Annotated in this window: 22 protein-coding genes and 1 tRNA gene; 12 read left to right on the forward strand and 11 right to left on the reverse strand. The window is 72.3% G+C overall.

Features of this window, described 5'->3' with window-relative positions; genetic code table 11:
• Positions 1-19: 19 nt before the first annotated feature.
• Genes ABZK10_RS00230 through ABZK10_RS00240 form a run of 3 tightly spaced genes read left to right on the forward strand, consistent with a single transcriptional unit; the run spans position 20 to position 2,408 of the window.
• A complete protein-coding gene (locus ABZK10_RS00230; protein ID WP_353807177.1) occupies positions 20-1,717 on the forward strand; it encodes an FAD-dependent oxidoreductase in 1,698 nt (565 codons plus the stop codon).
• Positions 1,718-1,744: 27 nt separating this feature from the next.
• Positions 1,745-2,053, forward strand: a complete 309-nt coding sequence (locus ABZK10_RS00235) for a rhodanese-like domain-containing protein (RefSeq protein WP_353807178.1) — start codon at positions 1,745-1,747, stop codon at positions 2,051-2,053.
• Between the two features lie 37 nt (positions 2,054-2,090).
• Complete coding sequence (locus ABZK10_RS00240; RefSeq protein WP_353807179.1) at positions 2,091-2,408, forward strand: metal-sensitive transcriptional regulator; 318 nt, start codon at positions 2,091-2,093, stop codon at positions 2,406-2,408.
• Between the two features lie 50 nt (positions 2,409-2,458).
• Here ABZK10_RS00240 and ald read toward each other — a convergent pair whose 3' ends face one another.
• Complete coding sequence (gene ald / locus ABZK10_RS00245) at positions 2,459-3,556, reverse strand: alanine dehydrogenase (RefSeq protein ID WP_353809574.1); 1,098 nt, start codon at positions 3,554-3,556, stop codon at positions 2,459-2,461.
• A 129-nt stretch (positions 3,557-3,685) separates the two neighbouring features.
• On the opposite strand from ald, the gene ABZK10_RS00250 reads away from it, so the two are divergent.
• The 3 genes from ABZK10_RS00250 (at position 3,686) to ABZK10_RS00260 (ending at position 4,991) form a co-directional block, all read left to right on the forward strand.
• The gene (locus ABZK10_RS00250) at positions 3,686-4,189 is read left to right on the forward strand and encodes an Lrp/AsnC family transcriptional regulator (protein ID WP_353807180.1); all 504 of its coding nucleotides are present in this window, start codon (positions 3,686-3,688) and stop codon (positions 4,187-4,189) included.
• 174 nt (positions 4,190-4,363) lie between these two features.
• Entirely contained in the window at positions 4,364-4,639 is a 276-nt protein-coding gene (locus ABZK10_RS00255; protein WP_353807181.1) for a hypothetical protein, read from the forward strand.
• An 85-nt stretch (positions 4,640-4,724) separates the two neighbouring features.
• Complete coding sequence (locus ABZK10_RS00260) at positions 4,725-4,991, forward strand: hypothetical protein (RefSeq protein ID WP_286310110.1); 267 nt, start codon at positions 4,725-4,727, stop codon at positions 4,989-4,991.
• Positions 4,992-5,033: 42 nt separating this feature from the next.
• On the opposite strand, the gene ABZK10_RS00265 is transcribed toward ABZK10_RS00260, so the two are convergent.
• The 5 genes from ABZK10_RS00265 to ABZK10_RS00285 form a co-directional block, all read right to left on the reverse strand.
• A complete protein-coding gene (locus ABZK10_RS00265) occupies positions 5,034-5,642 on the reverse strand; it encodes a cation efflux transmembrane domain-containing protein (RefSeq protein ID WP_353807182.1) in 609 nt (202 codons plus the stop codon).
• Between the two features lie 59 nt (positions 5,643-5,701).
• The gene (locus ABZK10_RS00270; RefSeq protein ID WP_353807183.1) at positions 5,702-6,142 is read right to left on the reverse strand and encodes a hypothetical protein; all 441 of its coding nucleotides are present in this window, start codon (positions 6,140-6,142) and stop codon (positions 5,702-5,704) included.
• Positions 6,143-6,264: 122 nt separating this feature from the next.
• A complete protein-coding gene (locus ABZK10_RS00275) occupies positions 6,265-6,630 on the reverse strand; it encodes a hypothetical protein (RefSeq protein ID WP_353807184.1) in 366 nt (121 codons plus the stop codon).
• Between the two features lie 67 nt (positions 6,631-6,697).
• On the reverse strand, positions 6,698-7,846 hold the full coding sequence (locus tag ABZK10_RS00280; protein WP_353807185.1) for a hypothetical protein: 1,149 nt from the start codon (positions 7,844-7,846) through the stop codon (positions 6,698-6,700).
• Positions 7,847-7,941: 95 nt separating this feature from the next.
• On the reverse strand, positions 7,942-8,271 hold the full coding sequence (locus tag ABZK10_RS00285; protein WP_353807186.1) for a hypothetical protein: 330 nt from the start codon (positions 8,269-8,271) through the stop codon (positions 7,942-7,944).
• Positions 8,272-8,493: 222 nt separating this feature from the next.
• Between ABZK10_RS00285 and ABZK10_RS00290 the strand changes: the two genes are divergently transcribed.
• The 3 genes from ABZK10_RS00290 to ABZK10_RS00300 all read left to right on the forward strand — a co-directional run bounded on the left by ABZK10_RS00290 (position 8,494) and on the right by ABZK10_RS00300 (position 10,489).
• A complete protein-coding gene (locus ABZK10_RS00290; protein ID WP_353807187.1) occupies positions 8,494-9,306 on the forward strand; it encodes a MarR family winged helix-turn-helix transcriptional regulator in 813 nt (270 codons plus the stop codon).
• A 182-nt stretch (positions 9,307-9,488) separates the two neighbouring features.
• On the forward strand, positions 9,489-10,019 hold the full coding sequence (locus tag ABZK10_RS00295) for a hypothetical protein (RefSeq protein WP_353807188.1): 531 nt from the start codon (positions 9,489-9,491) through the stop codon (positions 10,017-10,019).
• Between the two features lie 218 nt (positions 10,020-10,237).
• Positions 10,238-10,489, forward strand: coding sequence for a hypothetical protein (locus ABZK10_RS00300; protein WP_353807189.1), 252 nt, complete (start codon positions 10,238-10,240; stop codon positions 10,487-10,489).
• Between the two features lie 8 nt (positions 10,490-10,497).
• Here the strand turns inward: ABZK10_RS00300 and ABZK10_RS00305 are convergent.
• A tRNA-Arg gene (locus ABZK10_RS00305) sits at positions 10,498-10,569 on the reverse strand.
• Positions 10,570-10,706: 137 nt separating this feature from the next.
• Here ABZK10_RS00305 and ABZK10_RS00310 point away from each other — a divergent pair.
• Together ABZK10_RS00310 and ABZK10_RS00315 are read left to right on the forward strand one after the other, a co-directional pair.
• The gene (locus tag ABZK10_RS00310; protein WP_353807190.1) at positions 10,707-11,240 is read left to right on the forward strand and encodes a hypothetical protein; all 534 of its coding nucleotides are present in this window, start codon (positions 10,707-10,709) and stop codon (positions 11,238-11,240) included.
• A gap of 46 nt (positions 11,241-11,286) precedes the next feature.
• Entirely contained in the window at positions 11,287-12,321 is a 1,035-nt protein-coding gene (locus ABZK10_RS00315; protein WP_353807192.1) for a lactonase family protein, read from the forward strand.
• A gap of 25 nt (positions 12,322-12,346) precedes the next feature.
• Here the strand turns inward: ABZK10_RS00315 and ABZK10_RS00320 are convergent, their stop codons facing one another.
• The 4 genes from ABZK10_RS00320 to ABZK10_RS00335 all read right to left on the reverse strand — a co-directional run bounded on the left by ABZK10_RS00320 (position 12,347) and on the right by ABZK10_RS00335 (position 16,291).
• Positions 12,347-13,036, reverse strand: a complete 690-nt coding sequence (locus tag ABZK10_RS00320) for a CHAP domain-containing protein (protein WP_353807193.1) — start codon at positions 13,034-13,036, stop codon at positions 12,347-12,349.
• Between the two features lie 581 nt (positions 13,037-13,617).
• Positions 13,618-14,112 carry an HNH endonuclease gene (locus ABZK10_RS00325; protein ID WP_353807194.1) on the reverse strand — a complete coding sequence of 165 codons (495 nt, stop codon included), beginning with the start codon at positions 14,110-14,112 and terminating at the stop codon, positions 13,618-13,620.
• 363 nt (positions 14,113-14,475) lie between these two features.
• A complete protein-coding gene (locus ABZK10_RS00330; RefSeq protein WP_353807195.1) occupies positions 14,476-15,318 on the reverse strand; it encodes a C40 family peptidase in 843 nt (280 codons plus the stop codon).
• Positions 15,319-15,598: 280 nt separating this feature from the next.
• Positions 15,599-16,291: an iron-dependent transcriptional repressor DtxR gene (locus ABZK10_RS00335; RefSeq protein ID WP_353807196.1), complete on the reverse strand. Its 693-nt coding sequence runs from the start codon at positions 16,289-16,291 to the stop codon at positions 15,599-15,601.
• Between the two features lie 75 nt (positions 16,292-16,366).
• Between ABZK10_RS00335 and serC the strand changes: the two genes are divergently transcribed.
• On the forward strand, positions 16,367-17,482 hold the full coding sequence (gene serC / locus ABZK10_RS00340; RefSeq protein WP_353807197.1) for a phosphoserine transaminase: 1,116 nt from the start codon (positions 16,367-16,369) through the stop codon (positions 17,480-17,482).
• Positions 17,483-17,486 lie beyond the last annotated feature (4 nt).

The raw sequence follows: 17,486 nt of genomic DNA on the forward strand, positions 1-17,486 counted from the left end.
ATGGCGATACCCTAGGGGTATGCATTCGTCGTCCCCCGCACCCGAGCCCGCGCACCGCACGATCATCGTCGGCGGCGTCGCGGGCGGCATGTCCGCCGCCACGCGCCTGCGACGCAACGACGCGCGGGCCGACATCATCGTGGTCGAGCGCAGCGGGGCCGTGTCGTTCGCCAACTGCGGCCTGCCGTACCACGTCTCCGGCACCATCGCCGAGCGTTCGGCGCTCGAGCTGCAGACCCCCGAGCGCCTGCGCGACCGGTTCGGCATCGACGCCCGCGTGCGGCACGAGGCGGTCGCGATCGACCGCACGGCGAAGACCGTCGCGATCCGCTCGCTCGACACCGGCCACGTCGAGCACGAACCGTACGACTCGCTCATCCTGTCGCCCGGCGCCGCCCCGGCGATCCCCGCGGTGCTGCGCGGTCGCCCGGGCGTGTTCGCACTGCGCACGCTGGACGACCTCGACGGCATCATGTCGCACCTCGGCGGCACCCGCGTCGCGGACGCCGTCGTCGTCGGCGGCGGCTTCATCGGCATCGAGATGGCCGACAACCTGCACCGGCGGGGCATCCGCACCACCATCGTCACCCGCGGCGACCGGCTCCTGCCCGCGCTCGACCCCGAGATGGCGGCGCCGCTCGCCGACCACCTGGAGGCCGAGGGCGTGGGCGTCGAACTGCGCCGCACGGTGACCGGCCGCGACGAGCGCACCGTCACGCTCGACGACGGCCGGTTCCTGCACGCCGACCTCGTGATCGCCGCGACCGGCGTCGTGCCCGAGACCGGCCTGGCCACCGCCGCCGGGCTCGCGCTCGGGACCTCCGGCGGCATCGCCGTCGACGAGCTGCACCGCACCTCCGACCCGTCGATCTACGCCGTCGGCGACGCCGCCGAGAAGCAGCACCGCGTCTCGGGCGACGCACGTCTCGTGACCCTGGCCGGCCTCGCGAACCGCCACGGCCGCGCGGTGGCCGACACGATCACCGGCTCTGCCGCGCCCGCGACGCCCGCGCTCGGCACCGCGATCATCGACGTGCTCGGCGTGACCGCCGCGAGCGTCGGCCTCGGCGAGCGCGAGCTCCGCGCCGCGGGCCGCGAGCTCCGCGTCATCCACTCGCACCCGCTCTCGCACGCCGGCTACTACCCCGGCGCCGAGTCGATGTCGCTGAAGCTGGTCGTCGACGCGACGTCCGACGCCATCCTCGGCGCGCAGGCGGTCGGCGGGCAGGGCGTCGACACGCGCATCGACGTGATCGCCACGGCGATGGGCGCCGGCGTCACCGCCTCCGGCCTGGCCGAGCTCGAGCTCGCCTACGCGCCGCAGTACGGCTCGGCGAAGGACCCGGTGAACATGCTCGGCTACATCGCCGAGAACCGCGCGTCGGGCGACTCGCCCACCGTGCAGTGGCACGAGCTCGAGGACGAACTCGCCGGAGGCGCCGTGCTGCTCGACGTGCGCGCCCGCGGCCAGCTCGCCGAGGGCCTCATCCCGGGCGCCGACTGGATCCCCGTCGAGGCGCTGCGCGCCCGCCACGAGGAGCTCCGTGGCCGCCCCGTCATCGTGCACTGCCGCGTCGGGCAGGGCGCCCACACCGCCCAGCGCCTCCTGGTCGAACTCGGCCATGACGTGCGCAACCTCGATGGCGGCTACCTCACCTGGCGCGACGGCATGCGCGCCCGCGAACTGGCGTCGGAGCTCGAGCTCGCCGCCGCCTGACCCCGAACATCCCACGGAAGGAACCCCATGCGATCCATCACCCCCACCGCCCTCGCCGCGATCGACGGGCCCACCATCATCGACGTCCGCGAGGTCGAGGAGGTCCAGGCGGCCAGCGTGCGCGGCGCCCGGAACATCCCCATGAGCGTCCTCGGCGAGCGCGTCGGCGAGGTTCCGCGCGACGAGACGGTCTACGTCATGTGCGCGTCGGGCGGCCGCAGCGCGCGCGTGACCGAGTACCTCGAGCAGCAGGGATATGACGTCATCAACGTCGCCGGCGGCATCACCGAGTGGTACCGTGACGGGCTGCCGGTCGAGCTCGGATCGGCGAACTGACCATGTTCGGCAACGGGCGCACGGCAGGAGAGCAGGCATGACCACCACCACCGAGTACTCCGCGACGACCCCCGGTTCCGACGCGCAGCGGCGCATCGCCAACCGGCTGAAGCGCGCACGCGGGCAGCTCAACGCCGTGATCGAGGCGGTGGAGTCGGGCGGCGACTGCCGCACCGTCGTCACCCAGCTCGCCGCGGTGTCGAGCGCGCTCGACAAGGCGGGCTTCGCGATCATCTCGCAGGCGATGCGCGACTGCGTGGTGCTGGGCGACGAGGCGGATGCCTCGGGCGAGGCGTCCGACCCGCACCGGCTCACGCCCGACGAGGTCGAGAAGCTCTTCCTCTCGCTCGCCTGACGGGCCGCGGCGGACGGGCCGCGCGCGGCCGCGCCGCTGCGGGCGACGGCTCAGGCGCTCGCGAGCTCGATGCCGTGCGCGCGCGCCACGCTCTCGTTGACGAGGCGCCCGGCGGTCGTGTTGAGGCCCTTCGCGAGGGCCGCGTCGCGCGCCATGGCGACCTCGGCCCCGTGCTCGGCGATCGCCAGCGCGTAGGGCAGCGTCGCGTTGGTGAGCGCGGGCGTCGACGTCGCCGGCACCGCGCCGGGCATGTTCGCGACGCAGTAGAACACGGCGTCGTGCACCCGGTAGGTGGGCTCGGCGTGGGTCGTGGGGCGTGACCCCTCGAAGCAGCCGCCCTGGTCGATCGCGATGTCCACGAGCACCGCGCCCGGCTTCATGGTCTTCACCATGTCGTCGGTGACGACCTTGGGCGCCGCGGCGCCCGGCACGAGCACCGCGCCGATCACGAGGTCGGCGTCGCGCACCTGGCGCGCGACCTCGTACGGCGACGAGGCGAGCGTGCGGATCTGGCCGTGATAGCGGGCGTCGAGCTCGCGCAGGCGCGGCAGCGACAGGTCGAGCACCGTGACGTCGGCGCCGAGGCCGAGCGCGGTCATGGCCGCCTGCTCGCCGGCGACGCCGCCGCCGATGACGACGACCTTCGCCTTGGCGGTGCCGGGCACGCCCGCGAGCAGCACGCCGCGGCCGCCCTTCGAGGCGTGCAGGTGCGCGGCGCCCTCCTGCGGGGCGAGCCGGCCGGCGACCTCGCTCATGGGGGTCAGCAGCGGCAGCGAGCGGTCGGGCAGCTGCACGGTCTCGTAGGCGATGGCGGTCGTGCCGGCGGAGATGAGCGCCTCGGTCAGCGGCCGGTCGGCGGCCAGGTGCAGGTAGGTGAACAGCACGAGGTCGGGGCGGAGGAAGCCGTACTCCGACGCGACCGGCTCCTTGACCTTCAGCACGAGCTCGGCCGCCCACGCCTGGTCGGCGGTCGCGACGATCTCGGCGCCCGCGGTGCGGTACTCGTCGTCGCTGTACCCGGCGCCGACGCCGGCTCCCGCCTGCACGCTGACGCGGTGCCCGCGCTCGCCGAGCGCGTGCGCGCCCGCGGGGGTGACCGCGACGCGGAACTCGTTGTTCTTGACCTCAGCCGGGACGCCGACGTGCATGCCTACTCCGAATCTCATGGGGGAATGTGGGTTCATCATCCTCTGATGTTCGCCACTTGTGAAGATCCACCGCATATCATTCGGTAGGGCACGGATGCATCGCGCAGATGTGCGGATTGGATGGATCGCATGACCGACGCACCGCAGATCCGGCAGGAGCCGGTCACCACGCTCGACGACGTCGACCGCGAGATCATCGCCCGGCTGCACGACAACGCGCGCATCTCGAACGTCGACCTGGCCCGCACGGTCGGCATCTCCCCCTCGACCTGCCTCGCCCGGGTGAAGTCGCTCCGCGACCGCGGCGTGATCGTGCGCTACACCGCCGAGATCGACCCGGCGGCGCTCGGCTACACGCTGCAGGCGCTCGTCAGCGTGCGCATCCGCGCCGGCGCCCGGCACCTCATGGGGCAGATCTCCGACGAGCTCCGCCGCCAGCCCGAGGTCGCGCAGCTGTTCTTCCTCGGCGGCGCCGAGGACTTCCTCATCCACGTGCGGGTGCGCGACAGCGAGCACGTGCGCCAGTTCGTGCTGCACAACCTGTCGGCGAACCCGGCCGTCGCGCTCACCGAGACCAACCTCGTCTTCGAGCACCACAGCGCCCTCTCGGCGGGCCTGCGCACCCCGCTCTGAGCCCGGCGTCGCACGATGTCAAGTCCCTGTGCCCCGTTCGGGGGACGACGTATCGTCGGACCCGTCGCCGCGCACGAGGGGGTGCGGGCGACGCACCGCCGGTCCGGCGGCGCACGCACCACGAGGGGGAACCATGACCCGCAGGCACGCGACCGGCACAGGCGGCGCAGCCCGATGATCGGCACTGCCGGAAGCACGTCCGGCGCCCACGCACCGCACGATCGCAGCGCGAGCCTGCCGCCGGTGGGCCTCTGGTGGCCCATGCTCGACGCCCGCCTCCGCCGCGAGGTGCTCGAGGACCTCGACGCCCCGCTGCCGGAGTGGCTCGTGCGCCGCATCCTGGAGCTCTGCGAGGTCGAGGGCGATGCGCGCGCGCTTCGCGGCGTGCGCCTGCGCGAGCACGACAAGGCGTACATCGCGGGGTGGACGCACGCCATCGGCTGGAGCTGAGTCGGGGCGGCGTCGGGGGTGCCGACGTAGAATCGACTCGCGCGGGCCGGCGCGCTCCGAACGGTCGAGACGACGAGGAGCATGCGTGCCCGAGGCCCCTCCGCGATGGCATCCCATCCTCGCGGCATCCGAGCCGGCAGCCGGCCACTGGGTGCTGATCGACTCGCTCGGCCGCGAGTACGGCCGGGTGACGATCGTGCGCCGCGGCGACGAGGTGGGCTACCGCGCCTGGTTCGGCGAGGTGTCCGTCGGCTCCTTCACGACGCTGCGCCGCTCGTGCGAGGCCGTGCACCGGGCGTTCCTCGACGCCCACGGGCCGGGCGGGTTCGCTCCCCTCCCCTGGCACTCCTGAGCGGATGCGCTGAGCGGATGCCCCGGGCGGACGCGCCCCGACTCAGGCCTCCGCCTCCTCGACGCCGGGCCGCTCGGCGCGCGCCGCGAGCCACACCGCGCGCGCGGCATCCGCGTTCAGCAGGCCGATGCCGATGCCCACGACGATGTCGGGCCAGCCCGACTGCCAGACCAGCGTCACGAGCGCCGCGGCGATGATGGCGAGGTTCGCGAGCGCGTCGTTGCGCGCCGACAGCCAGGCAGCCTTCGGCAGCGACCCCGCGTGATGGCGGTGCCGCACCAGCAGCACGGCACTCAGCAGGTTGATCGCGAGCGCGCCGGCGGCGGCGAGGCTGAGCGCGCCCACCTCAGGCGGCTGCGGGTCGAGGATCTTCGCCACGGCGATCCAGATCGTCGCGAGCGCCGGCACGAGGATGAGCACGGCGAGGCCGCGACCCACGAGCGAGCGCGTCCGCGCCGCCCAGGCGATCGCGAAGAAGATGAGCAGGTTGACGCTCGCGTCCTCGAGGAAGTCGACGCTGTCGGCGAGCAGCGACACCGAGCCGATCGCCACCGCGACCGCGAACTCGATGCCGAAGTACGCGCCGTTCAGGATCGCGACGACGAGCACGGCGCGTCGCAGGCCCGCGTCGGGGGCGTCCGTCGGGGTCATCCGTCCAGTATCGCGGCCCGACCCCGACGCGCCCTGCACCCTGTGGGTGCGGATGCCGCTCAGCCGATCGCGCGCGCCACCAGCTCGCGGAGCGCCTGCTCCACGTCGGCGTTCACCTCGATGACCGCGAACGACGTCGGCCACATCGCGCCGTCGTCGAGCTTGGCGTGCTCGTCGAAGTTCACGGTCGGGTAGCGCGTGTCGAACTTCGACTTGGGCTGCACGAACATCACGACCTTGCCGTCGGCGTCGGCGTACGCCGGGAAGCCGTAGAACGTCTTCGGGTTGAGGTCCGGCGCCTCCTCGGAGACGATCCGGTGGAAGGTCGTCGCCACGGTGCGGTCGATGCCGGCGAGCGCCTCGATCGCGTCCATGCACGCCTCGAGCTCCCGGGCGAGCTTCGCGGCCCCCTTGAGCCCCTTCGTCGACCTGAGCTCCTCGGCGCGCTGCTGCATCGCCGCCTTCTCCTCGGCGGAGAACCCGCCCTGTTCCTCGGCCATGCGCCGTCGTCCTTCCGTTCCTGCGTTCCGGGGCCGTGCCCCGGCGTGACGGATTCAGGCTACGCGCGGCCGGCTCCGCGGACTTCTCGAATCCTGCCCGGTGCGGATGCGACGACGCCGCGTCAGCCGAACACGAGGGTCATGAGTCCGCTCAGCACGTTCACCACGACGAAGCCGCCGATGACGACGAGGGCGACGAGCATCGGCATCCGCGCCCGGGGTGCGCCGAGGGCTGCGGCCCGGTTGCTGAAGACGACCGTGACGACGAGCGGTGCGGCCAGCACGAGCACCGCGAGCGTGAAGGCGACCACGACCACCCACGCCGGTGTCGTGACGGCCGACGCGTCGGGGTGGCCGAGCAGCGCGGGCACGCACTCGCCGACGAGGAACGCGGAGACGAACGACACCGGGAACAGCGCGAGCGACCACCATGCCAGCAGGCGCGAACGGGTCGCCTCGGTGTCGCCAGGTCGTGCATCGGTGGTCATGTCGTCCGTTCCCGTGTCGGTGTCGCGTACATCGAGCATCCCGCCCCGTGCGACGCCGGGCGGGGACCTACGTCCCGAGGTTGTCGACGGCGAGCCGCTCCAGCAGCCAGTCCCCGCCGGGCGGCACCGCACCGCCGCGCGCCGCGATCCACGCGCGCGCCTCGGCGAGCGTCTCGGCGACCATCTCGTCCTCACCGCCGGACTCGAGCTCGGCGATCACCTTGCGCAGCTCGTCGACCGTGTACCCGCGGAACCGGCGGTCTCCCTCGGGGTGGCGGGCGTCGATCGCGGCCGCGACCGCCTCGACGACCTCGCGCGAACCGTAGGGGTTGCCCACCCAGAGGTTGGCGCGCGCCGGGCGGAACTCGACGAGGTGCAGCCCGAGGAACTCGTCGCCGTCGTACTCGCGGAGGCTCAGCTCGACGCCCGGGCGCGGACCGGTCGATCGGGAGTCCCCGGTCGTGACGAACGACGGGGCGCAGCGCGCGACGAGGCGCCACGGCACGTGGTACTGCCGCCGGGGGCGCAGGCCGCCGCGCCAGAACCCGATGCCGTCGGCGTCGACGAGCAGGGTGAATATCCGGGGCAGGCCGACCCGCCACCACGCCCGCCCGGCGTCGGTGACCTGGTCGAGCACTCCACCCGATGAGATGCCGTCGGAGGAGCCCTGGTACCCGGTGAGCACGAGGGCATCCGGATGCCTCGCGGCGAGCCGCGCGTTCCGCGCGAGCACGGGTCGCATCCAGACGAACTGGGCCGCGACCATGAACCAGCCGACGGCGATGACGACTGCGAGGAGCTCGTACGGCAGCAGCGTCGAGGAGACGGAGAACCCACCGGCGCCGATGAGCACCGCGAACCCCCAGACGACCGCGGCACCGCTGCCGAGCACCAGGGCCCACCAGACGATCGCGAGTCCTCGACGACGCTCGAGCCGGTCGGGCGGCGTCAGCGCCGACGCCGGCAGCTCGCCCGCCGCCTGCAGGGTCGGCGCCTCGTAGTGCCGCGCGGCATGGTGCCGACGGTACGACGCCAACGCGAGCCCGAGCGTGACGACGAGGACGCCCGCGCCGATGAGCGCGATCCCGACAGGCTCGGCCTCGGTGAAGAGACCGGCGAACGGCGAGATCAGCACCGGGATCACGTACCCGCCGCGCAGGTAGAAGCGCAGGAACCCGCCCGGGCTCATCGGCTCCGGTGTCGAGTCGTCCGGCATCCTCGCTCCGTCCCGCGGCGCCAGGGGTCGACGGCCGCCCGGTCAGCCTAGGCAGCGGATGCCGCGAGGCGTGCCGTATCCACAGACCGAGCGCGTCAGAGCGGCCCGTCGCCGAACTGCATGCCCGTCCACGCGAGGTTGATCCAGAGGAAGTACCCCACGACGCCGAACACGATCGTGAGGATGCCGACCGTCAGGGCCGCTCCACGCGCGCCGACCTTCCGCAGCCGCAGGAACGCCAGTATCGCGACGACGCTCGACACGACGACGGGCAGTGCGAACACGAGGGTGGCGCTCGCGGGCCCGAGCCCGACGAACGCGGCGATCGCGAACAGCCAGACGGGTGCGAGCGCGCACACGATGCCGGCGATGAGCCACGTCGTCGTGGCGGCGGCCGGCCGTGCCGGCGCAGGGGTCTCTGTCATGTGCGGAACTCGGCGACCGGGGCGGGACGTCCCGTCCCGAGCGTTGGGCCGGGACGGGACGCGATGGACTTCCCCCGTGACCCGCTTCGCCGTTCCCTCCTCGTGGAGCGGGTCAGGGGAACGCTATCGCATGGGTCAATAGTTGACACCCCTTCGCCGCGCGCCCATTCGACAATCCACCGCCCCGCGAACCGCATCGGGGACCCCGCCTAGACTCGTCGCATGGATGACCCCGGCGGATCGGGCGAGATCGGAGCGCGCGCGCTCGTGCTCGCCGCGCGGATCACCGGTCACCTCAACGCCGTCTCGCCGCCCGCGATCGCCGGCTCGCCCGCCTCGAACCTCACCCATCGCATCCTCGTGCAGCTCGACGCGAACCCGGCCGGCATCGCGCCGAGCGTCCTGGCGGAGCTCCTGGAGGTCGATCGGAGCGTCATCTCCCGCGCGCTCGCGGATCTCGATCGCCATCGCATCGTGACCCGGCGCGTGGAGGCGCACGATCGCCGCTACGTGCGAGTGCGCCTCTCCGCTCGTGGCCGACGCGAGATGGCCACGTACTCTGAGTCGATCCGGTCGGTGCTGCCGGTGATCGCGCCGCTCGCGGACGAGTTGCTCACGATCGTCGGCGACGAGGGCTCGGACGCCCCCACACCCGTGACGCCCGCAATCGCTGCGGACCGTCTCGCTGCGTACGGCGTGGGCGTCGTCCCGCGCCTGGTCGAGGAGGAACGCGAGCGCGGGGTCACGCACTGGTCGCAGCGGTTCGCGCTGTGGGTGGTCTGCGACCTGCGCTCCACGTCGCCCGCTCGGATCGCCGAGTTGCTGCTGCTCCCGCGCGACACCATCGAGGTCGCGCTCGCCGCACTCGAAGAGCGGGAACTGGTCGAACCGGTCGGCGCATCCGAGCCGACCTTCCGCGCGACCGACCGCGGAAACGCACTCACCGCGGCGCACGCCGACATCGTCCTGGACCCTCGTGGAGGCCTGCGAGCTGCCCTGGCGTCGGTGCACGCCGCGGCCGCGATGCCTGCCTAGCAGCACCATCCGTGCTCTGGCGGCGAGTCTTCCGCGGCAGATTTCACACGCCGTTCACACGACAATAGTTGCAGCAGTGGACAGCCCTGATAGCGTTCCAATCCGTCAACTATTGACGAACGGACCATCAGTGGGTCTGCATAGTTGACACAGCCTGCTCACTCGAAAGTCAGAGGTTCCAGATGAACGGCTCCGCAAACTCGCACGACTCCGTCCACGTTTCCCGCCGTACCGTGGCGAAGGCTGCGGCGTGGTCGGTTCCCGCCATCGCAATCGCCGCAACCGTGCCGGCACTCGCTGCGAGCATGCCGGTGGTCGGCGGAGTCTACGGGCATTGCGCCGAGGAAGTAGACACGCGCACGTACAACGGGAACTACACGATCAGCGTCACGGGTGCGACGCCGAACTCCGTGCTTCAGCTCATCGTCGAGCATGACGGAAGCTCCAACTCGGTCGACGCGGTCTCGTCCTCCGGACCGATCACGTTGACCGGGTCGTCCTCGAATAGCTACACGTTCTCCGTGGTGGTGGATGCGACAGGCAACGTCAACGGACAGCTGAACGTCCAGATCCAGGCCTTCGTCACGCAGACGATCACCTCCAGGGCAACCCTGTCTTCGACCTCGGGCGACACCTTCGCCCACCCGCAGGGCGTCATCGTAGTGCGGCATCCCCTACCCGGTCAGGGTGCCTTTCGCTGCAGCGCCTCGTGATCGCATGTCGCGCACGCTGACCGACCCTGTTGGGAGCGCATCAGACGGGCGATGGCGTCATCACTCGCACGATTCAATCGCAAGCTGCGGCGCGGTGGCCCGGTCGGGCGGATCGACGGCACCGAGGGTGACCGACGCCGAGTCCCGGCGATTGGGGGCGCGAACTGGGGATACTCTCACCGTTGGCGGAGTCCGCGAGTGAGTGTCGCGTGGATCGCGTGCGCGACGCACGCCCGTGGCGCTCGGGGCGATCACCCACCCTCGTGCTTGTTCTCGCCTGCGTCGAGGTCGGCGCGTCAGGGAAGGCCCCGTCGCACGGCCGCGGCCACCTCGTCGCGCGCAGCGGCGTCGGTGCCGGCGACGACGATCGCCACGACGGCTTCGTCCAGGCTCGCGTCTCCTGCTTCGACGGCTGGGGGTCGGTCAACATCCGGCACGCGAACGCGGTCTTCAGCTGCACGCACACCTGATCTGACGGTGCCCCTGGAGGGACTCGAACCCCCAACCGTTTGCTTAGGACGCAACTGCTCTTCCATTGAGCTACAGAGGCTGGCGCGACGAGTCTACCCGCGGCCGGGCGGGCGTCAGGACACGCGACGGGCCGCCCCAGGCGCATCCGCCCGACACGCCTCGAACGTTCACACGATCGTGACACGAACCCCCGCGGCCCAGACGTAGACTCCGAAAATGGAGCACCCCACCGCAACCACCGTCGTCCTGGTCGGCGATGCTGCGGGCGCGGCGCTCGGCGAGCTCGACGGGTTCGCCAACGTGCGCAGCGCCAGCCTCGCGGGCCGCAGCGACGAGGAGGTCACCGCCTGGACCGCCTCGTCGTCCACGCCGTACGTCCTCCACGACCACGATCCGCTGCAGCACGTCGCGAGCGCGTGGCGCGAGTTCTACGACGACCTCGCCACGCTCGGCGTGCTCGAGCTCGAGATCGAGCGCACGGTCGACGCCCTCGACCGCGAGGCGATCGCGATCCCCGACTACTACGTCGTGCTCGACCCGTACGCACTCGCGCCGACGGTGCGGCACTGGTGGCTCGGCGTCATCGCCTCGGCCTCGCCCATGCGGGTCATCCCCTGGGGCAGCGATGCGGATGCCTCCCTGGCCGGCCTCCTGCGCCGCCTGCCGACCGGCCGGCCGTGGCCCGACCCGTCGTCCTGGCTGCCGGGCGTCGTCACCGCGGTGCCCGATCGGGTCGGCCTCGGCGACTGAGCGCGGCGTACCGGGCGCCGACGCACGGCGATGCGAGGATCGTGTGATGAGCACCTCCGCGACGCCCTCGTTCTGGCTGGGGGCGTCGACCTCCGGCATCCTCGGCTCCCCCGCCGCCGGCATCCGCCCGGTGACCGTGGACGGGGCCGGTGCGCTGACCCTGGGCGATCCGGTCGACGTGGGCCCCGACCCCATGTACCTCGCGCGCCACGGCGACACCCTCGTCGTCGCCCACCACCTCGACGCGGGCGCGGTCTCGGCCCACCGGCTCGGCGCCGACGGCCCGGAACCGCTGGGCGAGCGGCAGGCGACCCTCGGCGCCGACTCGTGCCACGTCTCGGTGCACCCCGACGGGCGCTGGGCGTACGTCGCCGACTACACGAGCGGCAGCCTGTCGGTGCATCCGCTCGGCCCGGGCGGCGTGGGCCCGCAGCACCTGCGCGTCGCGTATGCGGGCAGCGGTCCGGATGCCTCGCGGCAGGAGGCTCCCCACGCGCACCAGGCCGTGGTCGACGCGGCGCGGGGGCGGCTGCTCGTGGTCGACCTCGGCGCCGACCGCCTGCGCGGGCACGACCTGGCGGCGCTCGCCGCAGGCGACGACGCGCACGGCGACGTGCACCTGCGGCCCGGCTCCGGCCCGCGACACCTCGTGGTGCTCGGACGGCACGCGGTCGTCGCGTACGAGCTCGACGGCACGCTCGGCATGGTCGACCTCGACGCGCCCGAGGCCGGCGAGACGACGGCCATCGTCTCGACCATGGCGGGGCGCGATGCCGCCACGTCGGCGATCCGGCGGGCGCCGAACGGCCTGCTGGCGGTCGCCAACCGCACCCCGAACACGGTGAGCACGATCCGCGCGGACGACGCTGCCGGCACGCTCGAGCTGCTCGACGAGCATCCGGTGGCCGGCGACCACCCGCGCGACATCGAGTTCACCGCCGACGGGCGGTTCCTCGTGATCGCGAACCAGGCGTCCGACTCGCTCTCGGTCGTCGCCGTCGACCCGGAGTCGGGACGCATGTCGCCCGTGGGCGACCCGGTCGGCACGCCGTCGCCGGCGTGCCTGCTGCGCATGGACTGAGCGCGCCGCGCCCGGGCGGTGCGGGCTACTTCGGCGGGTAGAGGTAGATCGCGTCGCCCCAGGCGATCGTGCGCACGTGGTACGAGTGGTCGCTGTTCCAGTTGTACTCCTCGAGCACGACCGTTCCGTCGCCGACCGACTGCACGTACGCCACGTGGTTGTACGGGAACCACGCCACTGCGCCGGTCACGGGCTCGCTGCTGACGACCCAGCCGTGGTTGCGCCACTCGCTCTCCCACTTCCAGGCGCTGCCCGACGCGAGGTTCGCCCAGACCCAGCGCCACGGGGCACCGGTCGACCCGGCGTCGCGGTTCATGCGCCACGCCACGAAGTCCACGCACTCGCGGTAGTAGTAGCCGAGCGGCGAGAGCCCGCCGCCGTAGTCGTTCGGGGTCTGGTTCCACCAGGGGTAGTCGTCGCCCTCGGCCTGCTCGGCGACCACCGAGAAGCCGCCCGCGGCACGCGCGGCGGCGGCCTGCGCCTCCCAGGCGGCGCGCTGGTCGGCGAGTCGCTGCGCCTCCAGGTCGGCGGCACTGACGGCGGCGTAGCCGTCACGGGAGACCGACGAGGTCGTGGCGAGGTCGGAGACGACGATGTCCTGCGCCTCGGCCTGCGACTGGTTGAACGCATCCGACGACGCGAATCCGGCGTCGCCCGGCACGAGCGCGTACGCGGGCAGCGCCAGGGTGCCGACGAGCGCCGGGACCACCAGCATCGTCGCCACCGTGCGGCCGGCGCCGCGCATGCCGCGCCGAGCGGCCGGCGCTCCTGCGGGCGGACGGGTCGTGCCGCCGGCACCGGTCGTCGGCCTCGTCGACCGTCGGACGGCGGACGGGGTGTGTGACGGCGCCGGGGCGGGCCGCGGCGCGGGGGCCGGAGCTGCGAGCACGGGGTCGTCGGCGGGCGCCGTGCTGATGCTCGGCTCGGGAACGGAGCGAGAGGAACTGCGGGCCGCACTGCGTCCGCCACGCGACCGGCGCGGGCCGCGGCGCTCGGCGGTGCGCGCCTCGCGGCGGCTCGCGAAACCGGCGTTCGGGTCGGGGACGGCGGGTTCCGGCGCGAGTGCAGCGAAGGGCCAGGGCTCTGCGCCACTCGTCTCGGGTTCGGCCACGCTCTTCGTCCTCCGATGGGCACCCTCGATCGCGCGGCGGACTCGCGGAGCGGGGGAACTCAGGTTGTCGTCACGGGTGCTGGGGGCATCGCGACGGATTCCCACTGTACGGCACGTCCGCCGCGGAAGTCACGATCGGGACACGCCGCGTCGCGACCTTGTGGAGAACTCCGTGCAGCCGCTGGTCAGGCCGCCTCGAGGTACTCGCCCCACTGCGGCAACGGGCGCTCGAACCCGCGCACGAGCCAGCTCCGGCCGTTCGGCATGCGCGGGGTGAAGCGCAGCTCCCAGCCCATCTCGGCCGGCGTGTGGTCGCCCTTGACGTTGTTGCAGCGCAAGCAGCACGCCACGAGGTTCTCCCACGTGTCGCGTCCGCCGCGCGAGCGTGGCAGCACGTGGTCGATCGTGGTCGCCGACCGTGCGCAGTAGGCGCACCGGTGCTCGTCGCGCCGCAGCACGCCCCGGCGGCTGACCGGGATGGGACGCGAGTACGGCGTGCGCACGTACCTGGTCAGGATGATGACCGACGGGCGGTCCCACGTGCCGCTCGTCGCGAGCACCGGGTGCTCCTCGTCGCTGCGGATCACGGTGGCCTTCTCGTTCATCACGAGCATGAGCGCGCGCTTGAACGAGACGACCGCCAGCGGCTCATAGCCGGCGTTGAGCACCAGGGTGCGCATGGAGTGCCTTTCGATCGGGGCTGGATGGCTCCCAGCCGCGTGAACGGTTCCGGCGCCCCGGTCGCGGGAGGCGGTCGCAGGCATGCAAAAAGGGCATCGTCTGCACGACGATGCCCTGATCTTGCGGCGCATGGCTCAGCGAGCCGGCGCATTGCTGCGTACTGCTGTGTCGCAGGTCGAATTGCACGCGCTCATCCGCGGTGTGGATGCTGCGTACCTCGATCATGCGGCTACTCCCGATCGGATCGACTCGAGACGTCAGGGCTTCAGGCTAACCCACGCACGGCACGGGGCGGCCCCGAGGCGCGCCGATTCGGCGTCTCGTCACGAGGTGTTCACAATCGCGGGCGCCGCCCGCCGGCCTCAGCCGTTGATGCGGACGATGTAATAGCTGGTGGTCCAGATCGGCTGGATCCGCACGGAGGTGCCCGGGTACGGGGCGTGCAGGATGTTGCCGTTGCCGGCGTAGAAGCCGTCGTGGCCCGACATGATCACCAGGTCGCCGGGCTGCGCCTCGGAGAGCGGGATCCGGGTGCCGGAGGCAGCCTGGCCCGACGAGGAGTGCGGCAGCGAGATGCCGTACTGGGCGAAGACGTACATGACGAAGCCCGAGCAGTCGAAGCCGGCGGGCGTCGCGCCGCCGTACACGTACGGGACGCCGATGTACTGCGAGGCGGTCGCGAAGACCGCGGCGGGGCTGTAGCTGGTGGTCGGCGCGGCGTAGGTCGTCGATGCGACGGCGGCGGTCTGGCCGTACGAGGTCATCGCCGCATTCGCGGCGGCCCGGGCGGCGGCGGCCTCCTCGGCGGCCCGTCGGGCGGCCTCGGCGGCCTCGCGCTCGGCGCGCTGCCGGTCGATCTCCTCCTTGGTGACGGCCTCGTAGCTGTCGGTGGTGATCTCGGCGGCGACGGCCTCCTCGTCGACGTCGACGCTCTGCGCCTCGGCCTTGGTGAGCAGTGCCGCCTCGCTGGCGCCGAACTGCGGGTCGTTCGAGCCGGGGGCGAAGGCGTAGGCGGGGAGGGCGAGGGTGCCGACGATGCCGGCGGCGACCGACATCACGATGACGTTCGCGAATGCGCCGCGGCGCAGGCCCCTGGTCGACGCGAAGGGAGCGTCGGGCGTGGCGACCTCGTTGCCCGAGCGGGCGATCCGGGTGGATCCGTTCGTGCGGTCCTTCGTGGAACCGGTGCGAGTCTTCCGAGCCAAGTCGTACCTCCGGCGCCCCCGCGGTGCTTGTGGCAACCACCCCGTCCATGTGCGCTCACGCGTACGTTTCACGAGGCAAGAGACAGACAGGGGGACGTCTTGACTCGTGTGCGCCATCCGGCTTCGTGATGGCGACTGAGAGGTGACGCTACGTCATTCGCGCGCGTATGTCACATTCCGAGTCGGAATTTCTCACGATTGGGTAACGAAAACCTGCCCCCAGATCGGGGGGCAGCCCACCCCGGGATCCGCGTCAGTCCGCGGATCCCGCCCACCGAGGTCAGGTCGCGATGAAAATGTGGCCCGCGACCTCGATCGGCAGCTCCAGGCCGGGCTCCACGCCCTCGACATCGACTGCGACGTACCCGTCACTCATCGAGAAGGTGGCGGATGCCCCGGGCACGACGCCCGCCTGCTTGAGCTGGGCCAGCAGTTCGGGGTCGAACTGCACGGGCTCGGCCAGGCGGCGGATCATGCCGGACACGGGGTCGGCACCCGCCTGCAGCTCCCGCACGACGTTGACGACCCCGTGCATGAACGGCGCCGCCGGCTCGACGCCGAGCTCGGCGAGCCCCGGGATGGGGTTGCCGTAGGGCGACTCCGTCGGGTGCCCGAGGATCTCGATGAGGCGACGCTCGACGTGCTCGCTCATCACATGCTCCCACCGGCATGCCTCGTCGTGGACGTACTCCCAGTCGAGCCCGATCACGTCGGCGAGCAGGCGTTCCGCCAGGCGGTGCTTGCGCATCACGTGGACCGCCTTCTCGCGGCCGTCGGCGGTCAGCTCGAGGTGGCGGTCGCCCGAGACGACCACGAGCCCGTCGCGCTCCATGCGGGCGACGGTCTGCGACACGGTGGGGCCGGAGTGCCCGAGGCGCTCCGAGATGCGCGCGCGCAACGGCACGATGCCCTCCTCCTCGAGGTCGAGGATGGTGCGGAGGTACATCTCCGTCGTGTCGATGAGATCGGTCACCGGTCCTCCTGCTCCCGCCGCCCAGCGCGCCGTCACACAGCCTACCGTCGCGCACGCGCTGGCTAGACTCGGGGCATGCCGAACCTCGTCATCCCCGAGTCGCTCCTGCCCGCCGACGGACGCTTCGGATGCGGGCCCTCCAAGGTGCGGCCCGAGCAGCTCGACCACCTTCTCGCGGCGGGTGCCGGCGTGATCGGCACGAGCCACCGCCAGGCGCCCGTCAAGCAGCTCGTCGGCCGCGTGCGGTCGCACCTCGCCGATCTCTTCCAGGCGCCCGACGGCTACGAGGTCCTCGTCGGCAACGGCGGTTCCACCGCCTTCTGGGACGCCGCCGCCTTCGGCCTGATCGAGCGCCGCAGCCAGCACCTGTCGTTCGGCGAGTTCGGCGGCAAGTTCGCCAAGGCGGCCGCCGCCCCGTGGCTCGAGTCGCCCGACGTGCGCAGCGCCGACGGCGGCTCGCGCAGCACCCCCGAGCCGGTCGAGGGCGTCGACGTGTACGCCTGGCCCCACAACGAGACCTCCACCGGCGTCATGGCGCCGGTCCGCCGCGTGCACGGCGACGCGGGCGCGCTCACCGTGATCGACGCGACCAGCGCGGCGGCCGGCATCGCCTTCGACCCGCTGGAGTGCGACGTGTACTACTTCGCGCCGCAGAAGAACCTCGCCTCCGACGGCGGACTGTGGTTCGCCCTCGTCTCGCCCGCGGCCATCGAACGCATCGAGCGCGTCGCGGCGTCGGGCCGCTACATCCCCGAGTTCCTGAGCCTGGCGAACGCGCTCTCGAACTCGCGCCTCGACCAGACCCTCAACACCCCCGCCATCGCCACCCTGCTCCTGATGGAGAGCCAGCTCGACTGGATCAACGGCAACGGCGGCCTCGCCTGGGCCGCTGCCCGCACGCGCGAGTCGAGCGGCATCCTCTACGACTGGGCCGCCGCCTCGCCGGTCGCGACGCCGTTCGTCGCGGATCCCGACCACCGCTCGCAGGTGGTCGTCACGATCGACTTCGACGACTCGACGGATGCCGCCGCCATCGCCCGCACGCTGCGGGAGAACGGCGTGGTCGACACCGAGCCGTACCGGAAGCTCGGTCGCAACCAGCTGCGCGTCGCGACGTTCACGGCGATCGAGCCCGATGACGTGCGCGCGCTGACCGCGTGCATCGACCACGTGCTGGAGCACCAGGGCTAGGCAC

Source organism: Agromyces sp. SYSU T00194 (genome assembly GCF_040496035.1).
In the GTDB taxonomy this organism is placed as follows: domain Bacteria; phylum Actinomycetota; class Actinomycetes; order Actinomycetales; family Microbacteriaceae; genus Agromyces; species Agromyces chitinivorans.